Annotated in this window: 11 protein-coding genes; 4 read left to right on the top strand and 7 right to left on the bottom strand. The window is 47.9% G+C overall.

The genetic code is table 11. The features are described from left to right. Positions 1-36 precede the first annotated feature (36 nt). Entirely contained in the window at positions 37-345 is a 309-nt protein-coding gene (locus tag ACRRS0_RS02350; protein ID WP_432454809.1) for a putative signal transducing protein, read from the bottom strand. 382 nt (positions 346-727) lie between these two features. On the opposite strand from ACRRS0_RS02350, the gene ACRRS0_RS02345 reads away from it, so the two are divergent. Beyond that, on the top strand, positions 728-1,930 hold the full coding sequence (locus ACRRS0_RS02345; protein ID WP_432454810.1) for an ammonium transporter: 1,203 nt from the start codon (positions 728-730) through the stop codon (positions 1,928-1,930). A 47-nt stretch (positions 1,931-1,977) separates the two neighbouring features. Here ACRRS0_RS02345 and ACRRS0_RS02340 read toward each other — a convergent pair whose 3' ends face one another. Continuing rightward, positions 1,978-3,483 (bottom strand): Ppx/GppA phosphatase family protein, encoded by a 1,506-nt coding sequence (locus ACRRS0_RS02340; RefSeq protein WP_432454811.1) that lies wholly within the window; start codon positions 3,481-3,483, stop codon positions 1,978-1,980. A gap of 329 nt (positions 3,484-3,812) precedes the next feature. Between ACRRS0_RS02340 and ACRRS0_RS02335 the strand changes: the two genes are divergently transcribed. Together ACRRS0_RS02335 and ACRRS0_RS02330 are read left to right on the top strand one after the other, a co-directional pair. Next, the gene (locus tag ACRRS0_RS02335) at positions 3,813-4,970 is read left to right on the top strand and encodes a GGDEF domain-containing protein (RefSeq protein WP_432454812.1); all 1,158 of its coding nucleotides are present in this window, start codon (positions 3,813-3,815) and stop codon (positions 4,968-4,970) included. A 124-nt stretch (positions 4,971-5,094) separates the two neighbouring features. Next, entirely contained in the window at positions 5,095-6,309 is a 1,215-nt protein-coding gene (locus tag ACRRS0_RS02330) for a M24 family metallopeptidase (RefSeq protein WP_432454813.1), read from the top strand. A 109-nt stretch (positions 6,310-6,418) separates the two neighbouring features. Here the strand turns inward: ACRRS0_RS02330 and ACRRS0_RS02325 are convergent, their stop codons facing one another. Then, entirely contained in the window at positions 6,419-8,062 is a 1,644-nt protein-coding gene (locus tag ACRRS0_RS02325; protein ID WP_432454814.1) for an HD domain-containing phosphohydrolase, read from the bottom strand. A 151-nt stretch (positions 8,063-8,213) separates the two neighbouring features. Between ACRRS0_RS02325 and ACRRS0_RS02320 the strand changes: the two genes are divergently transcribed. After that, the gene (locus ACRRS0_RS02320; protein ID WP_432454815.1) at positions 8,214-8,744 is read left to right on the top strand and encodes an NUDIX hydrolase; all 531 of its coding nucleotides are present in this window, start codon (positions 8,214-8,216) and stop codon (positions 8,742-8,744) included. Here ACRRS0_RS02320 and ACRRS0_RS02315 read toward each other — a convergent pair. The 4 genes from ACRRS0_RS02315 to recC all read right to left on the bottom strand — a co-directional run bounded on the left by ACRRS0_RS02315 (position 8,741) and on the right by recC (position 18,574). Then, complete coding sequence (locus ACRRS0_RS02315) at positions 8,741-8,938, bottom strand: chlorhexidine efflux transporter (RefSeq protein ID WP_432454816.1); 198 nt, start codon at positions 8,936-8,938, stop codon at positions 8,741-8,743. The two genes, ACRRS0_RS02320 and ACRRS0_RS02315, sit on opposite strands and share 4 nt — an antisense overlap. A gap of 451 nt (positions 8,939-9,389) precedes the next feature. Then, positions 9,390-11,465 carry an exodeoxyribonuclease V subunit alpha gene (gene recD / locus ACRRS0_RS02310; RefSeq protein WP_432454817.1) on the bottom strand — a complete coding sequence of 692 codons (2,076 nt, stop codon included), beginning with the start codon at positions 11,463-11,465 and terminating at the stop codon, positions 9,390-9,392. Continuing rightward, entirely contained in the window at positions 11,458-15,198 is a 3,741-nt protein-coding gene (gene recB, locus ACRRS0_RS02305; RefSeq protein WP_432454818.1) for an exodeoxyribonuclease V subunit beta, read from the bottom strand. The genes recD and recB overlap by 8 nt, the downstream gene beginning before the upstream one ends. Beyond that, on the bottom strand, positions 15,191-18,574 hold the full coding sequence (gene recC / locus ACRRS0_RS02300) for an exodeoxyribonuclease V subunit gamma (RefSeq protein ID WP_432454819.1): 3,384 nt from the start codon (positions 18,572-18,574) through the stop codon (positions 15,191-15,193). The genes recB and recC overlap by 8 nt, the downstream gene beginning before the upstream one ends. Positions 18,575-18,649 lie beyond the last annotated feature (75 nt).

The raw sequence follows: 18,649 nt of genomic DNA, 5'->3' as shown, positions 1-18,649 counted from the left end.
GTTTAGTCAAAAATGCATTGCGAAATTATCTATATTTTATTGCTTGTCACACTGGCAAGACCAACAAAAATCGAAGCTACTGGGGTTACGCTCGCCACACTGGTCACAAGCCCAATCATATCCATTCTGTTGTTCATAATCGAAAACCGCCTGTTTTGCCCTATCCCAATTAGTTAGCGCCACTCGAATAGTCACCTGAAATACATCAACTGGCAGCTCTCCAGCTGCCGCCATCGCGAATTCCCCATCTAAGCGTGTATCAATTCCTTGCTTGATCAACATGCCTTGCAACAGCTTCGCTTCTAATAGATTTGCTGCAGAATAAAACACATGCCATTGCTCCATGCTATCTCCATTGCTCGCTTCAGTGGCTTAAAAATGGAGTTAACCATTTCATTGGATTGCATTTTTAAGTCTAGACCTAATTAAACCAGAACGACGAATAAGCACCTAAGCAAGCAAAAATCCAGTGAGCCGCTCGCAAGCATGGACTTGAAGCACCAAGTTAAATCAAGAGTGCACCAAAAAAGGTCAACGGCTATCAATATTTAATATAAATTATGCACCAAACAGGCGCTCAATCTTACGAAACATTTGTTATCAAGCAGTTAAATCGCTTTAATTGCATCAACTTAGTGCTAAATATTCGAAAAACCACACGCTCAGGCCTAATTATTGCTTCTTTTTGGCGCAATTGAATATATTAAAAAGATTAGGAGTATTTTAAGTGGATAATATTAGTGCAGCCATCGACACTCTGTCGCAGAGCGCAAACACTTTATTCATTTTGTTAGGCGCCATCATGGTGCTCGCCATGCATGCAGGATTTGCCTTTTTAGAAGTCGGTACCGTTCGTCATAAAAATCAGGTCAATGCCTTAGTGAAAATCATCACCGATTTTGCATTTTCTGGCGTAGCCTACTTTATTGTGGGTTACTACATTGCCTATGGTAACCACTTCTTTAATAGCGCAGAAATGCTCGTGCAAGGAAACGGTTATGAATTAGTCAAATTCTTCTTCTTACTCACCTTTGCCGCAGCCATTCCGGCAATTGTCTCCGGTGGGATCGCCGAACGTGGTAAATTTTATCCTTTCCTCATTTCTTCTTCGTTAATTGTTGGCTTTGTCTACCCCTTCTTCGAAGGCATTATTTGGAATGGCAACTTTGGTTTTCAAGGCTGGTTAGAAGCACAATTTGGCGCCGCCTTCCATGATTTTGCTGGCTCGGTCGTGGTACATGCGATGGGCGGCTGGATAGCTCTGGTCGCAATTAAGATCCTCGGCGCACGTAAGGGCCGAAAACCAGGTGTCGCCTTTGCGCCTTCCAACATTCCTTTTTTAGCACTTGGCGCTTGGGTGCTCACCGTCGGTTGGTTTGGCTTTAACGTAATGTCTGCCCAAACCATGGATGGCATTAGCGGCTTAGTGGCGGTAAATACACTGATGGCGATGGTAGGCGGTACAATCGTCGCTTTATTACTTGGTAAAAATGACCCAGGCTTCGTGCACAACGGTCCTTTGGCTGGTTTGGTTGCCGTTTGTGCAGGCTCTGATTTAATGCATCCGGTTGGCGCATTAATGACAGGTGGTATTGCAGGGGCACTGTTTGTTTGGGTATTCACTTGGCTGCAACAACATTCTCGCTTAGATGACGTTCTCGGTGTATGGCCATTACATGGTTTATGTGGTGTTTGGGGAGGCGTTGCCGCAGGGATCTTTGGTAGTAAAGCACTGGGCGGATTAGGCGGTATCTCCTTGAGTAGTCAAATCATTGGTAGCCTAACGGGGATCGTTGTGGCTCTGGTGGGTGGGTTCATCGTTTATAGTTTAGTTGACAAAATTGCCGGATTACGACTGTCGGAGGAAGACGAGTACCACGGTGCCGACTTGGCCATACACAAAATTAGCGCGACTAATAAAGACCGCTAAACACAACTCAGATTAACCGCCTCACTCGATTGAGGCGGTTAATGAAGCTATAACTCAATCACATCCAACTTATAGTTGATCACGCTTAAGTATTGCTGTTCATTTTCTAAATCGGCTCTGGTCAGGGGGTTATTCTGTAACCACTGCTGTTCGATAAGCAAACTCATTTGTTGTTCAGCAGCCCTAAACTGAATATCTGGTAAGCTCTGAGCGCGCTTACCACGACTAAAGATAACGGATAAACGCAAGATCAAGCACGCTTTAAGCAAATCGCTATTGCGTAGCGGAAACTGTTTCACTGGGAAACTACGTCTATGGGCTAAGACTAAAGCCGCCAACTGCTGCTGCTCTATTCGGGAAAAACCAGCTAAGTCAACATGCTCAACAATATATGCGCCATGTTTATGGTAGTCGCTATGAGCAACATCAAGTCCAACTAAAAATAGCATTGATGCCCACTTCAATAGCTTAGCTGTTTCAATTTCATCAAGCGCCCACATTTCTGCAACCTGATTCAGCAATAATTGACAGGTCTCATCAACACGGCTGCTGTAGGTCATATCTACATGATAACGTTCGGCCAAACGTTGCACACTCGTCGGACGAATATCAGTGTGCTCTAAACGCCCTTTGAGTTCATATAAGAGACCTTCACGTAAAGCCCACTCGGCGGCGTGCATTCTAGAGATATGAAGCGCTTGAAATAGCGCTTGCAATACAATCACCCCGCCTAAAAATACCGGCTGACGCTCTTCCGATAAACCTTTAAACGCCAAGTCTGATTGACCCGCTTCCAAGTAACACTCAAGAATGGCCTCTAAGCCGCTGAGGGTAATATCTCCATCACAGAATTTATTCTCTGCACAAACCTTGGCCACAGCCTTAATCGAACCAGAAGCACCTAAACACTCATTCCAGGTATGATCTAAATAGTCATCGGCCACTGCAAGTAGCTCCTGAGAGCAATAAACACTGGCTTTAAGCAGGCGATTTTTGGTCACTCGGCCACTCTTAAAAAAGCGTTTGGTAATTGACACACAACCCATATCTAAGCTGTCTTTGAGCTTCAATTCCATGCCCTCACCGACGGTCACTTCGGTACTTCCTCCACCAATATCAATAACCATTCGAGGGCCATTCGTCGGGGCTTTATAATGCGCGACGCCCAAATAAATGAGGCGAGCCTCTTCTTCTCCCGAAATCACTTCGACCGGATGACCTAGACGCTGTTCGGCAGCTTGTAGAAAAACATCGGCGTCAATGATACTACGCAAAGTTTTGGTGCCAACAACCCGTACACTACCCGGTTTAAACTCTCGTAAACGCTCACCAAAACGTTCTAAACAGGCCAATGCGCGATTCCAAGCGGCTGCATCAAGGCTACCATCATCTTGCAAACCCCAGCCTAAACGAACCATTTCTTTAACCTTATCGCGAACCTTTAATTCACCATCTTGCCAATCAGCAATGATTAAGTGAAAACTATTACTGCCTAAATCAAGTGCCGCGAGTTGTTCAGTTTTGGGACTAAGTAAACGTGATAAGTTAAACATGAATTACCCTAGACAGAATTTCACCGTCAAGTCAAAGAGCCTTAATTTACTTTAATATAAGCACTTTTAACATAGCTTCAAGCGGATTAGTCACCGATATCAAAAAGGAGATACCTCTACTGCTGGCAATCGAGCTGAATTTGTAAATTTAATGCCACAGTCCTCGCTTAACAGTCACTCATGTTCCAAGCTATAGACATTGAGTGAAAGGTGGGGTTTGTTTTAGGATAACGAACATAAACATCAACATTTAATGAATTAATACAAAATAGCGATCTATATCAAACACATTATTAAGTTTTCAAATAACAAAAAGCTACACTGAATAGATGATTGTAGATGTTTTAACGTTTTTCATATTAACCACCCTCGTCACCGTGGTATCGGCCACTGTACTGACACTTATCCGCTATTTTCACGGAAAACAAGCGGCTCTCGACTGTTGGATCATAGCCTCCTATGCTCAAGTCTTAAGTTTGGCGATACATATTGCTGTCAGCGCCCCCTCTGCGCTCAGCTTATTGTTTCAAAACGCCTTATTTGCTGGAGCCTTCCTATTTGTAACCGCAGGTCATCACTTTTATTTACGCCTTCCGTTAAAAGTAGGCCGACTCGCTACAACATTGGTGCTTTACTGCTCAATTATTTGGTACTTTTCTTCAATTGAACCATCACTACAAAACCGTGCTATTGTTTTTTCAAGCAGCGCCGCCTTGTGTTGTTTCTATAATGCTTACTTATACCTGAACCACTGGCGGCAAAAACCCAGCAATGCTCTTTGGATAGTGATCGTGTTATATCTATTTTTTGGGAGCTGCTTTGCCATACGGGGGTGGATTACATTACAGGCTGAAGCCTACAATCAGCACCTACTACTAGGGGTTCCTGGATTACTATCACTGGCGCTATTTGTTGGAAATGCCCTACAAACCTATGTATTTTACTTTTTATTGCACTGGCGCCAAGTTGTCCAACTAGAGCAATTCGCCAACTATGATATTACTGGCGCAATGCGCCGTAGTTACTTCATTCAACAACTCACAAAACTCACCCAACGCGCCGAATTTTCCGGTGATCAAGTCTGCGTCATTTTTATCGATTTAGACCGGTTTAAATCCATAAATGATGACTATGGACATGACTACGGCGACCAAGCTTTGATGCACTTTTCCCAAATAGCAAGTCGTAACCTAAGGGCTGGAGATTTGTTTGGTCGCTTCGGTGGCGAAGAATTTATCATCGCACTCAATCACACCACTAGCGAACAAGCTTATGCTCTCGCCAATCGGATCCGCTGCCAGCTTCATCAACAAGCCCTCGCAAGCAATAAAGGGAAAATATTCATGAGTGCTAGTTTCGGGATTGCCACAAGCAAATCCAGCAGCGAGCTTAGCGATTTAATCAACCACGCAGACCAAGCGATGTATCATGCAAAAAATCAGGGGGGAAATCGAGTCAATCTATATGACAATCTAGAAGTCGTTTAGCGAGCATCGCATAATCATCTGATTTTTAATTAAATTCTACTTTACCTCCTTACTCTCTGCTCTTAATCTTTAGCCTTAATTGGATAGTCACACTATCCCAATCAATCATGTTTTAGGAGTCTCCATGACCATCGGTATCGGCGGCAGTCATGCCAGCGAACAACTCGCCTTACTTCATTCCATGTGTGGTGATATGCCAAGTATTCCAAAAAGTGAATACCTGCAGCGTCAAGCAAAAGCCTGTGAATTAATGAAACAACAAGCGATCAGTGCCTTATATCTCAATGCGGGTACCAACCTATATTATTTTACGGGTTTAAAATGGAGTGCCAGCGAGCGTATGGTTGGCGCACTACTATGCGCAAACGGAGAATTACACTATATCGCGCCTCATTTTGAACAAAACTCCTTGAAAGATTTTTGGCTCATCGAAGCGCCCTTGCATAGCTGGCATGAACACCAAAGTCCCTATCAATTGTTTGCTAAACTTGTCCAACAGCAGCAATTAAACGGTGCGATTGGCATTGACCCAAGTGCCCCATTTTTTCTGGTAGATGGCTTAACCAAAGCCAATAACAACATTCACTTTGTGAATGGCGACACGATTACCCAAGCTTGCCGATCTCAGAAATCAGCAAATGAGATAGCCCTAATGCAACGCGCCAAAGACATGACCATGGCAGTGCAAAAAGCGGCGGCTAAAATCCTGCGTCCAGGGATCTGCAGCAGTGAGGTGGTGGATTTCATCAATCAAGCACATCAAAGGGTCGGAGCCAGCGGATCTTCCTTCTGCATTGTGCTATTTGGTATCGCCAGCTCCTATCCCCATGGAGTGAAACAGCCGCAAATTTTACAAGATAATGATTGGGTACTCATCGATACTGGCTGCTTATTAGAAGGCTACAACTCTGACATCACCCGCAGCTATGCATTTGGTGAAGCTAGCCAACAACAACAGCAAGCGTGGTTAAGCGAGCAAAAAGCCCAATTAGCCGCCTTCAACGCGGCTAAAATCGGTGCGCCCTGCGCCGCGGTTGATGCGGCCGCACGACGCTCACTCGAAGCCGATGGCTATGGGCCAAACTATGCGCTTCCCGGCCTGCCACATCGCACAGGTCATGGCTGCGGTTTAGACATTCACGAAAGCCCCTATTTAGTGGCTGGCGATAATACTCCCCTCGCCGAGGGCATGGTGTTTAGTAATGAACCGATGCTGGTCATTCCTGAGCAGTTTGGGGTGAGGCTGGAAGATCACTTTTACATGAGCGCCAATGGGCCTGTTTGGTTTACCCAACCTAGCCCAAGCCTAAACGACCCATTTGGCTACCAAATTAAATAAACTGAACGCCAAATCGTCCACTGCAGAGCTCGATGGTCCCAAATTGGCTATTGAGTATACCATTAAATGCGCTTGTCTAAACCAAGCTAAAACGCGGTATTGAGCCCGTTCATGTAGACAAGTGCGGCTCCCCCTTGGCGTAAAGCGCATCTTGGGTAGAGCTACGGCTGCAACGAAATTCCGTTTCTAAAGTATTAAATAATTGAACCAAACTAGGATCAAAAGCTTTACCACTCAGCTGATTAATGATCGCCTGTGATTTTTCAAAACTATAAGCAGGTTTATAAGGGCGCGCCGACATCAACGCATCAAAACAATCCACTAAACTCACAATACGTGCTTCGATAGGGATATCTTCCCCTACAATTTGCAGTGGATAACCGGTACCGTCCCAGCGTTCATGATGGCAATGCACTATATTTTCCGCCACTGGGCTTAATCTAAAATCACATAATAATTGGTAGCCGTTCACCACATGCTGTTGCATGATCTCCCACTCAAGCGGATCCAATTTACCAGGCTTACCTAAAATGGCATCGGGGATCGATATCTTGCCAATATCATGCAAAGAAGCGAACAGATGAATATCTTCTACTAAAGGTTTCGCCAAGCCCAGCCTTTCGGCCATCAATCGCGAATAATCAGCGACCCGTTGCACATGGCTGCCAGTCACCGGATCGTCACTTTCATGGAGGCGTTCAAGCATTTCAGTAACACCTTGCAATACCTTATGCATCTTCGCCCGTTGGATCCGTTCATCAATTTGCTTTTGAAATCGCCAATAAACATAAACCCCACAACTCACCAGCGCTAACGACAACCACAGTGTCAGCCACCATTGATAACTGCGAATCAGCACCTTCATCGGGCTCAATCGTTGAGTAAATTGAGGCAGATAACTCGGTTTATAAGCCATGATCAAATTCGTACCACTCATCAGCGGCTCAGAGCCAAGCCCTAAAGGAGCCACTGCGGCTAGCGAATCACTAAAATAGCTCAAGCCTTGCTGCGATTGAACCAAATCGGAATCATTAAACAGCTGCTGACAAGATAGCTCGGCACAATACAGTGCTTTAGCTAATGGGTGGACAAGAAATTGATGGTTTTGAGCGACCACAAACAGAGACACCCCGCGAGGCAGTATACGGCTTAACTGCTGATATACAGTTTTCATGTCGTAATTAAACATCAGTGCTCCAAGCAGTGGGTAAGAGTCGGCACTTACCTGCTTGGCGATCCGCAATACTGGACGATAAGGAAGTTCAAGCACCCCGTAATCGACATTTAGATCCACAGCCGAAAGATAGGTTCGATTCACCGGTAATTGCAGCAACTCGCGCACATAATAACGCTTCGACTTATCCTGTAACTCCAACTCACTGAGGCGTACCGCCTGACCACCGCGATTAATAATTTTAAATACTTCTTTACCCTGAGGATCCAACAAGCGGGCCTGAACGATACTGGCTTTAGAATTCATTAACTTCATCAGCAATTCTTGCAACAACGAATAATCTGCATCATTCAAGGCTCGCTGCACCACATCCAAACTCGCAAAATATTCAAGCTCTCGACGATTTTCGGCTTCATAATACTCAAGGGTGGCGGCCATCACACTGGCCTGTTTGCTGATATCACTAGACAGCTGCATCACCGTTTGCTTATGTTGATTCAGCAAAAAAAGACTACTTAAGCTCATCACTGCGGCGACACATAAGGTACTAATAGCTAGGTAGAGTGTTAAACGCGACATAATTTGTCCTCCTTAGCTCAATAAAACTATGGGGCAGACTCAGCAATAACGCTAATTAACAATTAAATTTATATACAAAAGTATCACTCTTATTAAATACAAACGCTTCGTAATAGCGTTAAATAAAAAAACCTAATACAAGGAAGAAAACATGGATAAGCAAATTTTAGCCCAATGGCATTGTTTCGAATTGGCCAGTCAAACCCAGCGACTGCCCGATCAACGAGAACGTAACATCACCACCTTACATCACCCCGGCGCGGTGGTTATTCTGGCGCTAGATTCGCAAGGACAGATCATCATGGAACGCCAGTATCGTAGTGCAATTCAGCAGTGGTTAATTGAATTACCCGCTGGCACTCTGGAAAAACATGAACAAGGCCCACAAGGGATCCTCGCCTGCGCTCAGCGCGAATTACAGGAAGAAACCAATTTACAGGCCGCCGAATGGCAGGCTTTGGGTAAGCTCTACCCAGTACCCGGCTTCTGCGATGAAATCCAATACCTGTTTGTGGCCAAACAACTGAGTGCCCAGGCAGGCCAATGTGATGAAGATGAATTTATCGAAATTTTTAGCATGAGCTGCGCCGAGTTTGAACAAGCCATCGTCGATGGCACCATTAACGATGCCAAAAGCATTGCCTGCTACACGCGAGCCAAGCTCAGCGGTTTATTAATTTAAGGAAGCGCAGCCTTTTTGTTCCGCTTGTTTTGACTGGCCAGAGGAAACAACTTGTCGTAAGCCAAATTATAGAAATAGGCAAAAAACAAATCGTAAACAACCATTGCTGCGTCCATCAGCAAAGCGCTGAGTAAACTCACGCCCAGCCACCAGGCGATTATCGGAAGGCTAACCGAATTCAAAGCCTGAAACATATACGACACGTTGCTACTGGGTTTTATCGCTATGGTCCGGCCTCGCGAGTAAGTAGCGGTCAACTCATTTTAAGTGCAGGCCATTGACGGCTTAGGGCGGTCGCAACCTTCACAAACATCTCAACAAAAACAGTTAAAGTAAAAAGCAGTCCACTTCACCGACGCCCCTATCAATATCAAGAGATTGAGAGATTGAGGTTTTGAGGTTTTGAGGTTTTGAGGTTTTGAGGTTTTGAGGTTTTGAGTAAGGGACCATCGCTAAATAATTGAAAGTGCTACAGGAATTAGCGACTAAATTACCTATATTTCATCCTAAGCCCGAATAAGTACCAATCATTGCAATCTGAGTCAGGCTTCGCTGACAAAATTAAGCGCCTGAACTTTTTTAAGGTTCAAGCGAAGCCCGAATGAGCAACGCTGCTCATTCATTATCTAGCAAAGCTTCAAAAACTCATGATGACTCAGCCGTCAGACGCTCGACTAAACCAGAGCGGCGTTGGGTTTTATTGCGACAAGCGGCGCGAATGCTGTCGGGTTCGGCATACAAACTGAATTCACTTTTGGCGCGGGTAATCGCGGTATACAACAGTTCTCTATTCACCAGCGCTTGTTTAGCAGGCGGCAGTAACATCACCACTTGGTCAAATTCACTGCCTTGGCTCTTGTGCACCGTCATCGCGTAAACACTCTGGTGGGCAGGCAAGCGGCTAGGTAATAACCAACGCAAACCATTGGCCGACTCAAATGCCACCATCAGCTGGCCTGAATCATCGGCGGCACAAATACCGATATCCCCGTTATACAGTTGCTGCTCGTGATCGTTTTGCTCAATCATCACCGGACGGCCCACATACCAGACGCTGTCGGAGCTTGCCGGTAGCGCGATCAAACCCTGTCTCTGCAACAAGCTTTCCAGCCGCTGATTCAGCCCGCTGACTCCGAGTTCACCCTTGCGTAAAGCCACCAATAGCTGGAAGCGATGAAACAGAGTAAATACCTGCTGCATCGCCTCGCCCTGTTGCAGCGCGCTCAAATACGGCTGATAACCCTGCACCACTCGCCCCAGCAAATCCTGATAAGTCGCTTGATTGAGTGCTTGATAGGGTAAATCGGGGCGCTGTGACATTAACAGTTCCAGCGCCTGAGCGGCACGGCCCTGATTGACTGCGCCAGCTAATAAGCCAATCCCCGAGCGGGCATCAAAGCGGTAGCTTTTGCGCAACAAACAGAGCTTATCGGCAATAGCTAACGGACTAGAAGCTTGCTGTTGCGCTAAATTAAAACCACTACAGGCTTGCAAAAATGCCACTAACTTTGCGCTATAACCGTGGCTGATAAAGGCACATAGATCGCCAAGTACCGCACCGGCTTCTACCGAGGCGAGCTGATCCTTATCACCCAGTAAGATCAGCCGCGCCTGTTTTGGCATCGCCGCCAATAACTTCACCATCAATGGCAGATCGATCATCGAGGCTTCGTCCACCACCAGCATGTCTAAAGCCAAAGGATTATTGGCATGATGACGAAACTCGGCCCTGCCCGGGATCACCCCTAACAAACGATGAATGGTCGATGCTTGCTCCGGAATGGTGGCAATGGTTTGCTCACTGGCATTCAACTGATGCTTCGCGCCAATAATCGATTCACTTAAGCGTGCCGCCGCTTTACCGGTTGGCGCCACCAGCTGAATACTCAGGGGCGGCTTACCAGCGCTCAGCTGTAAGTCTTGCAGTAATGCCAGCAGCCGTGTCACGGTGGTGGTTTTGCCGGTACCCGGCCCTCCACTGATCACTAATCGAGTCTGATAACAGGCCTGTAGCGCAGCCAGCTGCTGCCAGTTGATTTGACTGCTGGCAGCAATGCCATTGACGAACGCATGTAAATCTTGCGCTTCAGTGATAGCTGCCAGCCGATTAAGCCAGCCGCGATTACTCAGTAAAACCGGGTCATTCACATCTAAAAACTGCTCCGCGTACACCGCCATTTGCTCGGCCGGATAACTCGATTTTGCTTGAAGCAACATCGCCCAGTCACTGCCAAACAAGGCTTGGATCCGAGTGCTAATGTCCACAGGGGAAAAGGCGCAAGCCGCCCCGATGTCGGAAAAATACTCGGCTACCTGCTGTTCGTAGTGCCAGTAACGATGCAAATACAAACGCTGATACTGTAAGACCAGAGGTTTAGCTTGCTGCTGAGGGTCATTGGCTTCCACGACACAGTCGGCTTGCTGCACTGCCTCCGACTGGCTCAACAAGGCCAGCCAAAAACGACTCTCTTGATGGTGCTCTATCGGACAAGCCCCCAGCAACTCACAGCGCCTGGCCAAACTCGCCATATCAACACAAACGTGGCCCGCACTGAGTTCGTTGCTAACAATGGCCGCCGCAATCATTAAGGCCTCTCGATGCTCGCTGTGGGCAAAGGATTGAGCAAAGTGAAAATCTAGGGCGCTGATGGCCCCCGTTTGTTTCAGTTGTTGTAACCATGCGCTTGCCGGCGATGATTGGATTGCCGCTAAATCACTCATCAGCCAGGCCCTCGGCAGGTTCTGAAAGGGGCAACTCGGTGGGCAGAGTCTGCCCGGCAAAGAGCTGGTCGAGATAATGAATAAAACGCGCCTCCGGTCGGCTAAAATAAACCCCGTTGCGGCTTGCAGTTACAGCCTGTAACGGCTCAGCCATAGGGTCAGAGACTTGCTCGCCACTCATGCCACGTAAAAACAAGTAATACACCCCACCAAAATGTTGCTGATAGTCGTAATCAGGTAAACGCTGGCCCAACCAGCGATGCAAAGCCAAGCTGTAAAGTTGATATTGAAAATCATAACGATGCTCGACCATCGCCGTCACCATCGCCGTTTGACTATAATCTTCCACCTTGTCGCCTAAATAATTCGACTTATAATCCAGCACGTAGTAGCGGCCATCGTGCTGATACACCAAATCGATAAAACCTTTTAACATGCCCTGCACCGTAGCAAAATCCAACCCACTGGCTCCGCGGCTCAAAGGATCAAAATGGCGGATCAAACGATTGACTTGGCTGGCCTGAAGATTGGCAATCGGCAGCAAAAACTCCATTTCCACCAAACGCTGTTCCAAAGCAAGTTGATTCAGCCGATAGGGGCTAAGCCTGCCGCCATCATCCAGAGGGGTAGCGCACACCTGTATAAACATCTGCGCCAAGGGCGCTAACCATTTCAGTTCGCCTTGCGAGTTTAACTCGTTGTAGCTGGAGGCTTGCAGTAAGGCCGGCAAACGCTGGCGAATTTGTACGATGTTGGCCTGAAAATCCAGTTCTTCAAACAGCAAGTGCAAGAAAGTACCCGCCTCGGCGCCGCGCGGGAAGTCAAAAATGCTGAGCTGTTGCTCGGCCTGATTATCCACCTCGACCATACTCAGTTCTTCGCCAACGTCTAACCACGCCATATCGCTACTGGCATCAAAACCGGCATGATGCCCTTGCTGACGGCTTAAGGCGGAATAACTGGTGAGCCACCAATTACGGTTAATTTGGCTGGTGAATGCTCGTGCGGCATAACTGGGCTGCGCATCGCTGAGTCCTTGGTAGGGCGTGAGTGTTTGCTCACTGACCATTTGCCAGCCAATATCTGGATGCTGGCCGAGCTCATCCAAAATGGCGACTAAGGCGCCCGCTGGCAGCGGCTGATTTTTTTGCAGTAAATAACCCAAGGCACTTTGGTGTACATCGCTATCGCCCTTCTGAGCATTGCCTTTTTTCAGATCGGCCACACCTAAATAACAGCAATATACGGCGCGCGTAACCGCCACATACAACAAGCGTAAGTCTTCGGCTAAGCGCTCCTGACAAGCCGCTTCCATGGCCGGTTCACTCGCATCTAAGTCGTAAATAAAGCGCTCCCCTTGGTGATACAAGGCTTCACTGGCTTCGCGAAAGCCGAGAATAAATGGCAACATCACAATCGGATATTCCAAACCCTTACTCTTATGAATGGTAACAATCTGTACCAAGTTGGCATCACTCTCTAAGCGCAGCTGTTGCTCATCGGCATTGCCATCGGGCTCAAGCACTTGCTCGGCAAACCAGCGCATTAAGGCAGCATCACCATCGAGCTCAGCACTTTGATTTTGCAGTAATTCAGCTAAATGCATTAGATTAGTGAGTAAGCGCTCACCATAATTGTCATTCTGGCTTACCCAACGTTCACTAATGCCTCGCTGGCTCATCCACGCATAAAACATTGCCAGTACGCCACGCTGTTGCCACAGCTGCTGATAATCTGAAAACTCTTGGGAATAACGCTGCCAACAGCGCTCGTCAGTATTTAAATCATCCAGTTCTTGCAAACTCAAACCGAGCATTTTACAGGCTAAGGCGGCGCGCAACTTACGGTCGTTATGAGGCTCCTGACAGGCTAAGAGCTGCAAATAAAACTGGTAGGCCTCGGGGCTTTCAAACACGCTATCGCGATTGGATAAACTCACGCTGGCAATATTTTGTTTGGCTAAAGCGGCGGCCACTTTGTCACCTTCGCGGCGAGTTCTCACCAACACGGCGATATCACCCGCGGAAACGGTTTTGCCGCTATCACCTAAGGTGGCCGCGCCAGTTTGGCCAGCTTCCAGCAAAGCTTGGATCTGTTGAGCGCAGACCAATGCTTGGCCATTAATATAATCTTCACTACGCACAAAGGCCGGGTTTTGCTGATACAAGAACTGCATCGCGGCCTGGCTTTCACCGTTGATCTGCAAGCCACTCAACTGCTTTTTGGCGGCATCAACCGCCATAAACTGAATCGCATCATCATAAATAAAAGGCCGCTGATGCCATTCAAACAGTTGATTACAGGCATTCACCATGGCCCCCGTAGAGCGCCAATTGGTGGGCAAGTTGTAACGCGCGACCACATTGTTGCGCGCCTGCATGTAGGTGAAAATATCGGCACCACGAAAACCATAAATCGCCTGCTTGGGGTCACCAATTAGCATTAAGGCGCAGTCGGCTCGGTCCATGTATAGCTTGCTGAAGATTTGATATTGCTGGGGATCGGTATCCTGAAACTCATCAATCATCGCCACCGGATATAACTCGGCAATCTGCCTGGCCAGCACCTCGCCCTGCGGCGCATTCAGTGCAGTGGCTAAGCCTGCCAGCAAATCATCAAAACTCAGCAGCTGTTGCTGCTGTTTTAGCTCGCTAAAGCGCTGGCGAATTTGCGGTAATAACTGGGCCAACAACAAGCTTTTGATGCTCTGCTCCTGGCTAAATAAACGCTCGATAGCCACAAAGGCCGGATGCTCCGGCGGCTGCCCCTTGGCTTTCACTCCATTGGCTAAATTCTCGGGTGTGAATTTTTGCAAAGCCTCACGCAGAGGCTTGCCAAGAAAGTCGCTGTCGGTTGGCGCATCGACAAATTGATTAATCAAGTTTAACCATTTTTCCAGCGAGGCTTTGCGAAACTTATTCCCATTCAGTGGCGCACTGGCAAGCAACTCGGCAATATCCTGAGCCGCTGGTTTCCACAACTGTTTAAAGGCCTCGATACGGGCAATTTGCTGGGCAAAAAAGGCGGTCAAGTCTTGTTCATCTGGCACCCCTTGCAACTCAAAGTGACTTTGATTGAGCAAGCTGCCAATTTCCTGATGCAGCTGCTGTGGGCTGGCCCAACATTGAACAATTCGGCTAATCAGTGGCACCGGTAGCGGGTAAAATCGCAACCGCCAGCAATCTTGCACCGCCTGCAAACGCAAATGAATTTCGTTAGTTAAAAACTCCATTTCAAAGGGCAAGCCGCTCTCAAAGGCGTGTTGTTTCAGCATTCGCTGGCAAAAACCATGAATGGTGAATACCGCCGCCTGATCCATATTTTGCTCAGCCAACAACAGACGTTGCGCCGCAAGAGAGTGATCGCTCACCTCATCTAATAATTGCGTGATAAAGAAGTCGCTACTTTCCCCTCGTAAAAAAGCGAGGCGAGCCTCATGAATTTTTTCACGAATTCGCCCACGTAATTCTTGAGTGGCCGCTTCGGTAAAGGTCACCACCAAAATTTGTTCTATATTCAGTGGGGTCAACTGGCCGTGCTGACTAAACCCCTGTGCAACATCTCGTGCATGCCCTAGCAACAAACGTAGCACTAAAGCGCCAATGGTATAAGTTTTACCGGTGCCGGCACTGGCCTCGATCAGCCGCGCACCATTCAGCGGAAAGCTAAAGGCATCTAAATTCTGGCTAGCTAAAGGTGACTCAGTGTGAGCTTGGGTATTTGAATCAGACATTAGCAAACGCCTCCAGATGTGCCATTAAGGGTTCGAGTAAACGCCGAGTATTGGCTTCGAACTGTGGCCAGATATCTTCTAAGTCACTAAGCTGGGCCTGAATATACGGATCATCGCCTTCGGCTTGAGCAAAAGCCCCTCCCGTAAACTGAGTGCGCGCGGCGCGGCGGGCTTTCTCTAGATTGACGTCACTGAATTCGATGCTGCCGGTTTTTTTATCTTTGCATTGGCTGATCCACTGCCAGGCGCTTTCTATCGGTAATAACAGCGGTTGCTGCAAGCCAGCATGCAAACAAGTCAACCAGTCACCCAAACATTGCACAGCCAGCCCGGCCTCTATCGGAGCAAATTGCCAGCCATTTTTGCGACCCATGATATAGCTGCTGATGGCTTGCTCGGGTTGCACCGCATGAAACACCAGATGCCATAACCAGGCTGCCACTAAATCTTTTCCGCGAATACTTCCGGGCCGATAAGTCACCAGGCCTTGCCCGTAGCGATGTTTCAGCCAGGCCGATAAGCGGGTTTGCAAAATACTATCTTCAGCGACGTAGTCGATATCGATGAACAGCTGCTGAGGCTCTAAGACACCGCCCGCTAATAAGGGAAACAGCGTGTCGGCCAAGGGCTGCATCTCTTGCCATTGTTGCTCAAATGAGACCTCTGCAAAACCGCCGTGGGGTAGCGCGCCTGCGGCATGTAAATAGTCAAACTGTTGCTGTTTATCGGCATTCTCCAATTGTTGCTCGAGTAGGTGTAACTTCATGCTGTAAGCGGATAAGCCTTCCACCACAAAGGGTTCGGTTTCTTCTAACTGTTCCGATATTCGTGGAAAACTTACTTTTAAACGCCGCTGATAAAAATAAGCAATTGGCGAGCGACTAAAAGCCAGTAGCTCATCCATTTCCAGATCGGCTCCCCCCCCCTCCGAAATCAACGGCGCGGCTTCCACGGAGGATATTTTAACCTGCTGCTGTGCCGCCACCGCCGGTAGCCAGCGCTGCGCATAACTAAAAATTTTAGGTGAATCTTCACCGGGCGAACCGCTCGCGAAGGCAGCTTGATAATACTCCGCTGAAAAAGGCTGCAAAGGATGTTTGCAACGCAGCTGTGCCAACAGTTTCTCGCCTGACTGATCCACATTCAGCTTTTCATCTCCCACCAGCGCACAACTTTGGCTAAGGTAGTCACACAGCTCTGCCACCAGTACCGAGGGCGTTTGTTCGCTATTATCTTTGGCGCTATGTGCGATATAAGAGATATATAAACGCTGCTGCGCCGCTAACAGCGCTTCCAGGAATAAATAACGGTCATCGTCTCGGCGGCTCCGGTCGCCACGCTTTGGCGGATTATCCGCCATTAAGTCAAACCCCAAACTCGGTACACTGCGTGGGTACTCGCTGTCGTTCATCCCCAGCAAACACACGACTTTAAAGGGAATGGCGCGCATTGGCAGCAGCGTGCAAAAATTGATTTGACCCGCCAGAAAACGCTGACTGCCTCGCTGTGAATTGAGTTGATTACGGCAATAATCAAGGATCAGCTCTGGGCTGATATCGTCTTTATAATCACTTGCCGTGCATTGCTCCGCCAGCGTTTCAAACAGCTTCAATAAACGCAGCTGCTCAGCTTCATCATCACTATCAAAACGATAGATATGTTGCAGCAAAACTTGCAAGCGCACTCGCCACTGCTCGGCCGGAACTGCGGCTAATAGTTGCTGTTCCAGTTGCATCAGCTGATCAATAAAATCGGCCAACTTGCCCACGGCTAAGGCACGCTGCCCCTGCACCTCATCATAAGCCAATATGCCCTGATACAAACCCACCTCGCTGGGCATGGCATAACCGAGTAACATCCGTTTTAGACCAAATAACCAAGAATGGGTTTCATCTTCCGGGGCTTGCCAGCGACTGCGATCACTGCCATCTAAACCCCAACGCACTCCGGCTTCTTTGACCCATTGACGCAAGGGTTTTAACTCATCCTGAGTCAGCTCAAAACGGCGCATAATCGCCGGCACTTCTAATAGCGCTAACAGCTCGGCGGCCGATTTACGCTTTTGCGGTAGGGCCAGCAGCTCTAAAAAGCTTAATAACACCGGATTTTCTTGGGTGGCACTGCGATCAGAAATGGCGAAAGGCAAACGGGTTTCGGCGCTGGCGCTGCCAAATACCGCCTGAATCATCGGCCCATAACGGTTTACATCTGGCACCATCACAATCACATCTCGCGGGCTTAACTCGGGATCTTGCTCAAACATCGCCAGCAACTGATCATGTAAGACTTCGAGCTCACGACGTGGGCTATGACAAAGATGTAGCTGAATACTATGATCACCGGGCTGAATCAGCCGTTTATGTTGACTGCTGTCAACTTGCTGATAATCAATCGGATCGTGCAACTTGAGGATATCGTCTTGCAACAAAGACAATAAACGAGGGCTTGCTTGCTCAGCGACATTACTGGCAAAAATGTCGGTTTCTTGTTTATTGAGTGGGTGCAGCAACTCGATGTAGTCACGCCCCAGTTTGCCCATTGACGCCAGTAAGGGATTCCCCACTCGCTCAATCTCTGCTTGTTGCTTCAGCAGCGTCATCACATCACGCACATCGCCCCAATAGTGCTCCGAAGGGTTAGTTAAAAATAGGTGGATATTGGTGTGTCGCGCCAGAGCATCTAGGGCCTCGATATAGGCGGGTGGCAGCGCCGAGATACCAAAAATAAACACCTGCTCGGGCAGGCCTTCAGGTGCTGCACTACTGAAACGCAGCTGCTCAACAAAATCGATATACATATTGCCACGGTGATAGGGGGCGTCCATCGAGCCTACGGTGTCGTCCACCAAATCACGCCATAAAATCGGTTGCCAGGGTTGACTTTGGCTCACTTCGCTTAAATCATCGCCATCTTCCCAAGCACTGATCCACTCGCTACGATAGACCAAGTATTGGTCATAAATATCGGCCACCTTTTGCGCCAATTGCCACAGCTTACGGCCTTCAATGGCGGCACTTTCATCGTCACCGAGTAAATAATGGCGCAGCGGCGTAAATTCAGCTTCACGAAGTCGTTGTGGCAGTAAACGCATTAAGCGCCAACTCATGGCTTCTTTGTTAAAAGGGCTTTGTTCGGGCACATCTTGCAGTACCAAATGGAACATTTGCCAAATAAAGCTCGCAGGTAGCGGAAAAGCCACGTTTGCCACAATGCCTTGCTGCTCAGCCAGTTGCAATTTCAACCACTGTGCCATGCCCGGGCTTTGCACCAATATTTGTTGCTGAGTAAATGGGTTAGCGGGAGCCTGTAAGGCCATCACTTTGCTTAGCAGTATTTGCAGTGTGTCTAAATGATTACTTTGATATAGATATAACAAGAAGGCGACTCCCTTGAGCTAGGCAGCCTGTATTGTGCCAGAAAAATACTACGAGAGAAGAATGGCTTTGGCAAT

This window comes from Agarivorans sp. QJM3NY_29, from assembly GCF_050870835.2.
Lineage (GTDB): Bacteria > Pseudomonadota > Gammaproteobacteria > Enterobacterales > Celerinatantimonadaceae > Agarivorans.
Note: the sequence above shows the minus strand (reverse complement) of the source record. Positions and strands in the feature narration are given on the sequence as shown.

Excerpts from the sequence above, each read along its gene's own strand:
- ACRRS0_RS02350 (WP_432454809.1), bottom strand. The coding sequence starts at position 345 with ATGGAGCAATGGCATGTGTTTTATTCTGCAGCAAATCTATTAGAAGCG.
- ACRRS0_RS02340 (WP_432454811.1), bottom strand. The coding sequence starts at position 3,483 with ATGTTTAACTTATCACGTTTACTTAGTCCCAAAACTGAACAACTCGCG.
- ACRRS0_RS02335 (WP_432454812.1), top strand. The coding sequence starts at position 3,813 with ATGATTGTAGATGTTTTAACGTTTTTCATATTAACCACCCTCGTCACC.
- ACRRS0_RS02330 (WP_432454813.1), top strand. The coding sequence starts at position 5,095 with ATGACCATCGGTATCGGCGGCAGTCATGCCAGCGAACAACTCGCCTTA.
- ACRRS0_RS02325 (WP_432454814.1), bottom strand. The coding sequence starts at position 8,062 with ATGTCGCGTTTAACACTCTACCTAGCTATTAGTACCTTATGTGTCGCC.
- ACRRS0_RS02320 (WP_432454815.1), top strand. The coding sequence starts at position 8,214 with ATGGATAAGCAAATTTTAGCCCAATGGCATTGTTTCGAATTGGCCAGT.
- ACRRS0_RS02315 (WP_432454816.1), bottom strand. The coding sequence starts at position 8,938 with ATGTTTCAGGCTTTGAATTCGGTTAGCCTTCCGATAATCGCCTGGTGG.
- recD (WP_432454817.1), bottom strand. The coding sequence starts at position 11,465 with ATGAGTGATTTAGCGGCAATCCAATCATCGCCGGCAAGCGCATGGTTA.
- recB (WP_432454818.1), bottom strand. The coding sequence starts at position 15,198 with ATGTCTGATTCAAATACCCAAGCTCACACTGAGTCACCTTTAGCTAGC.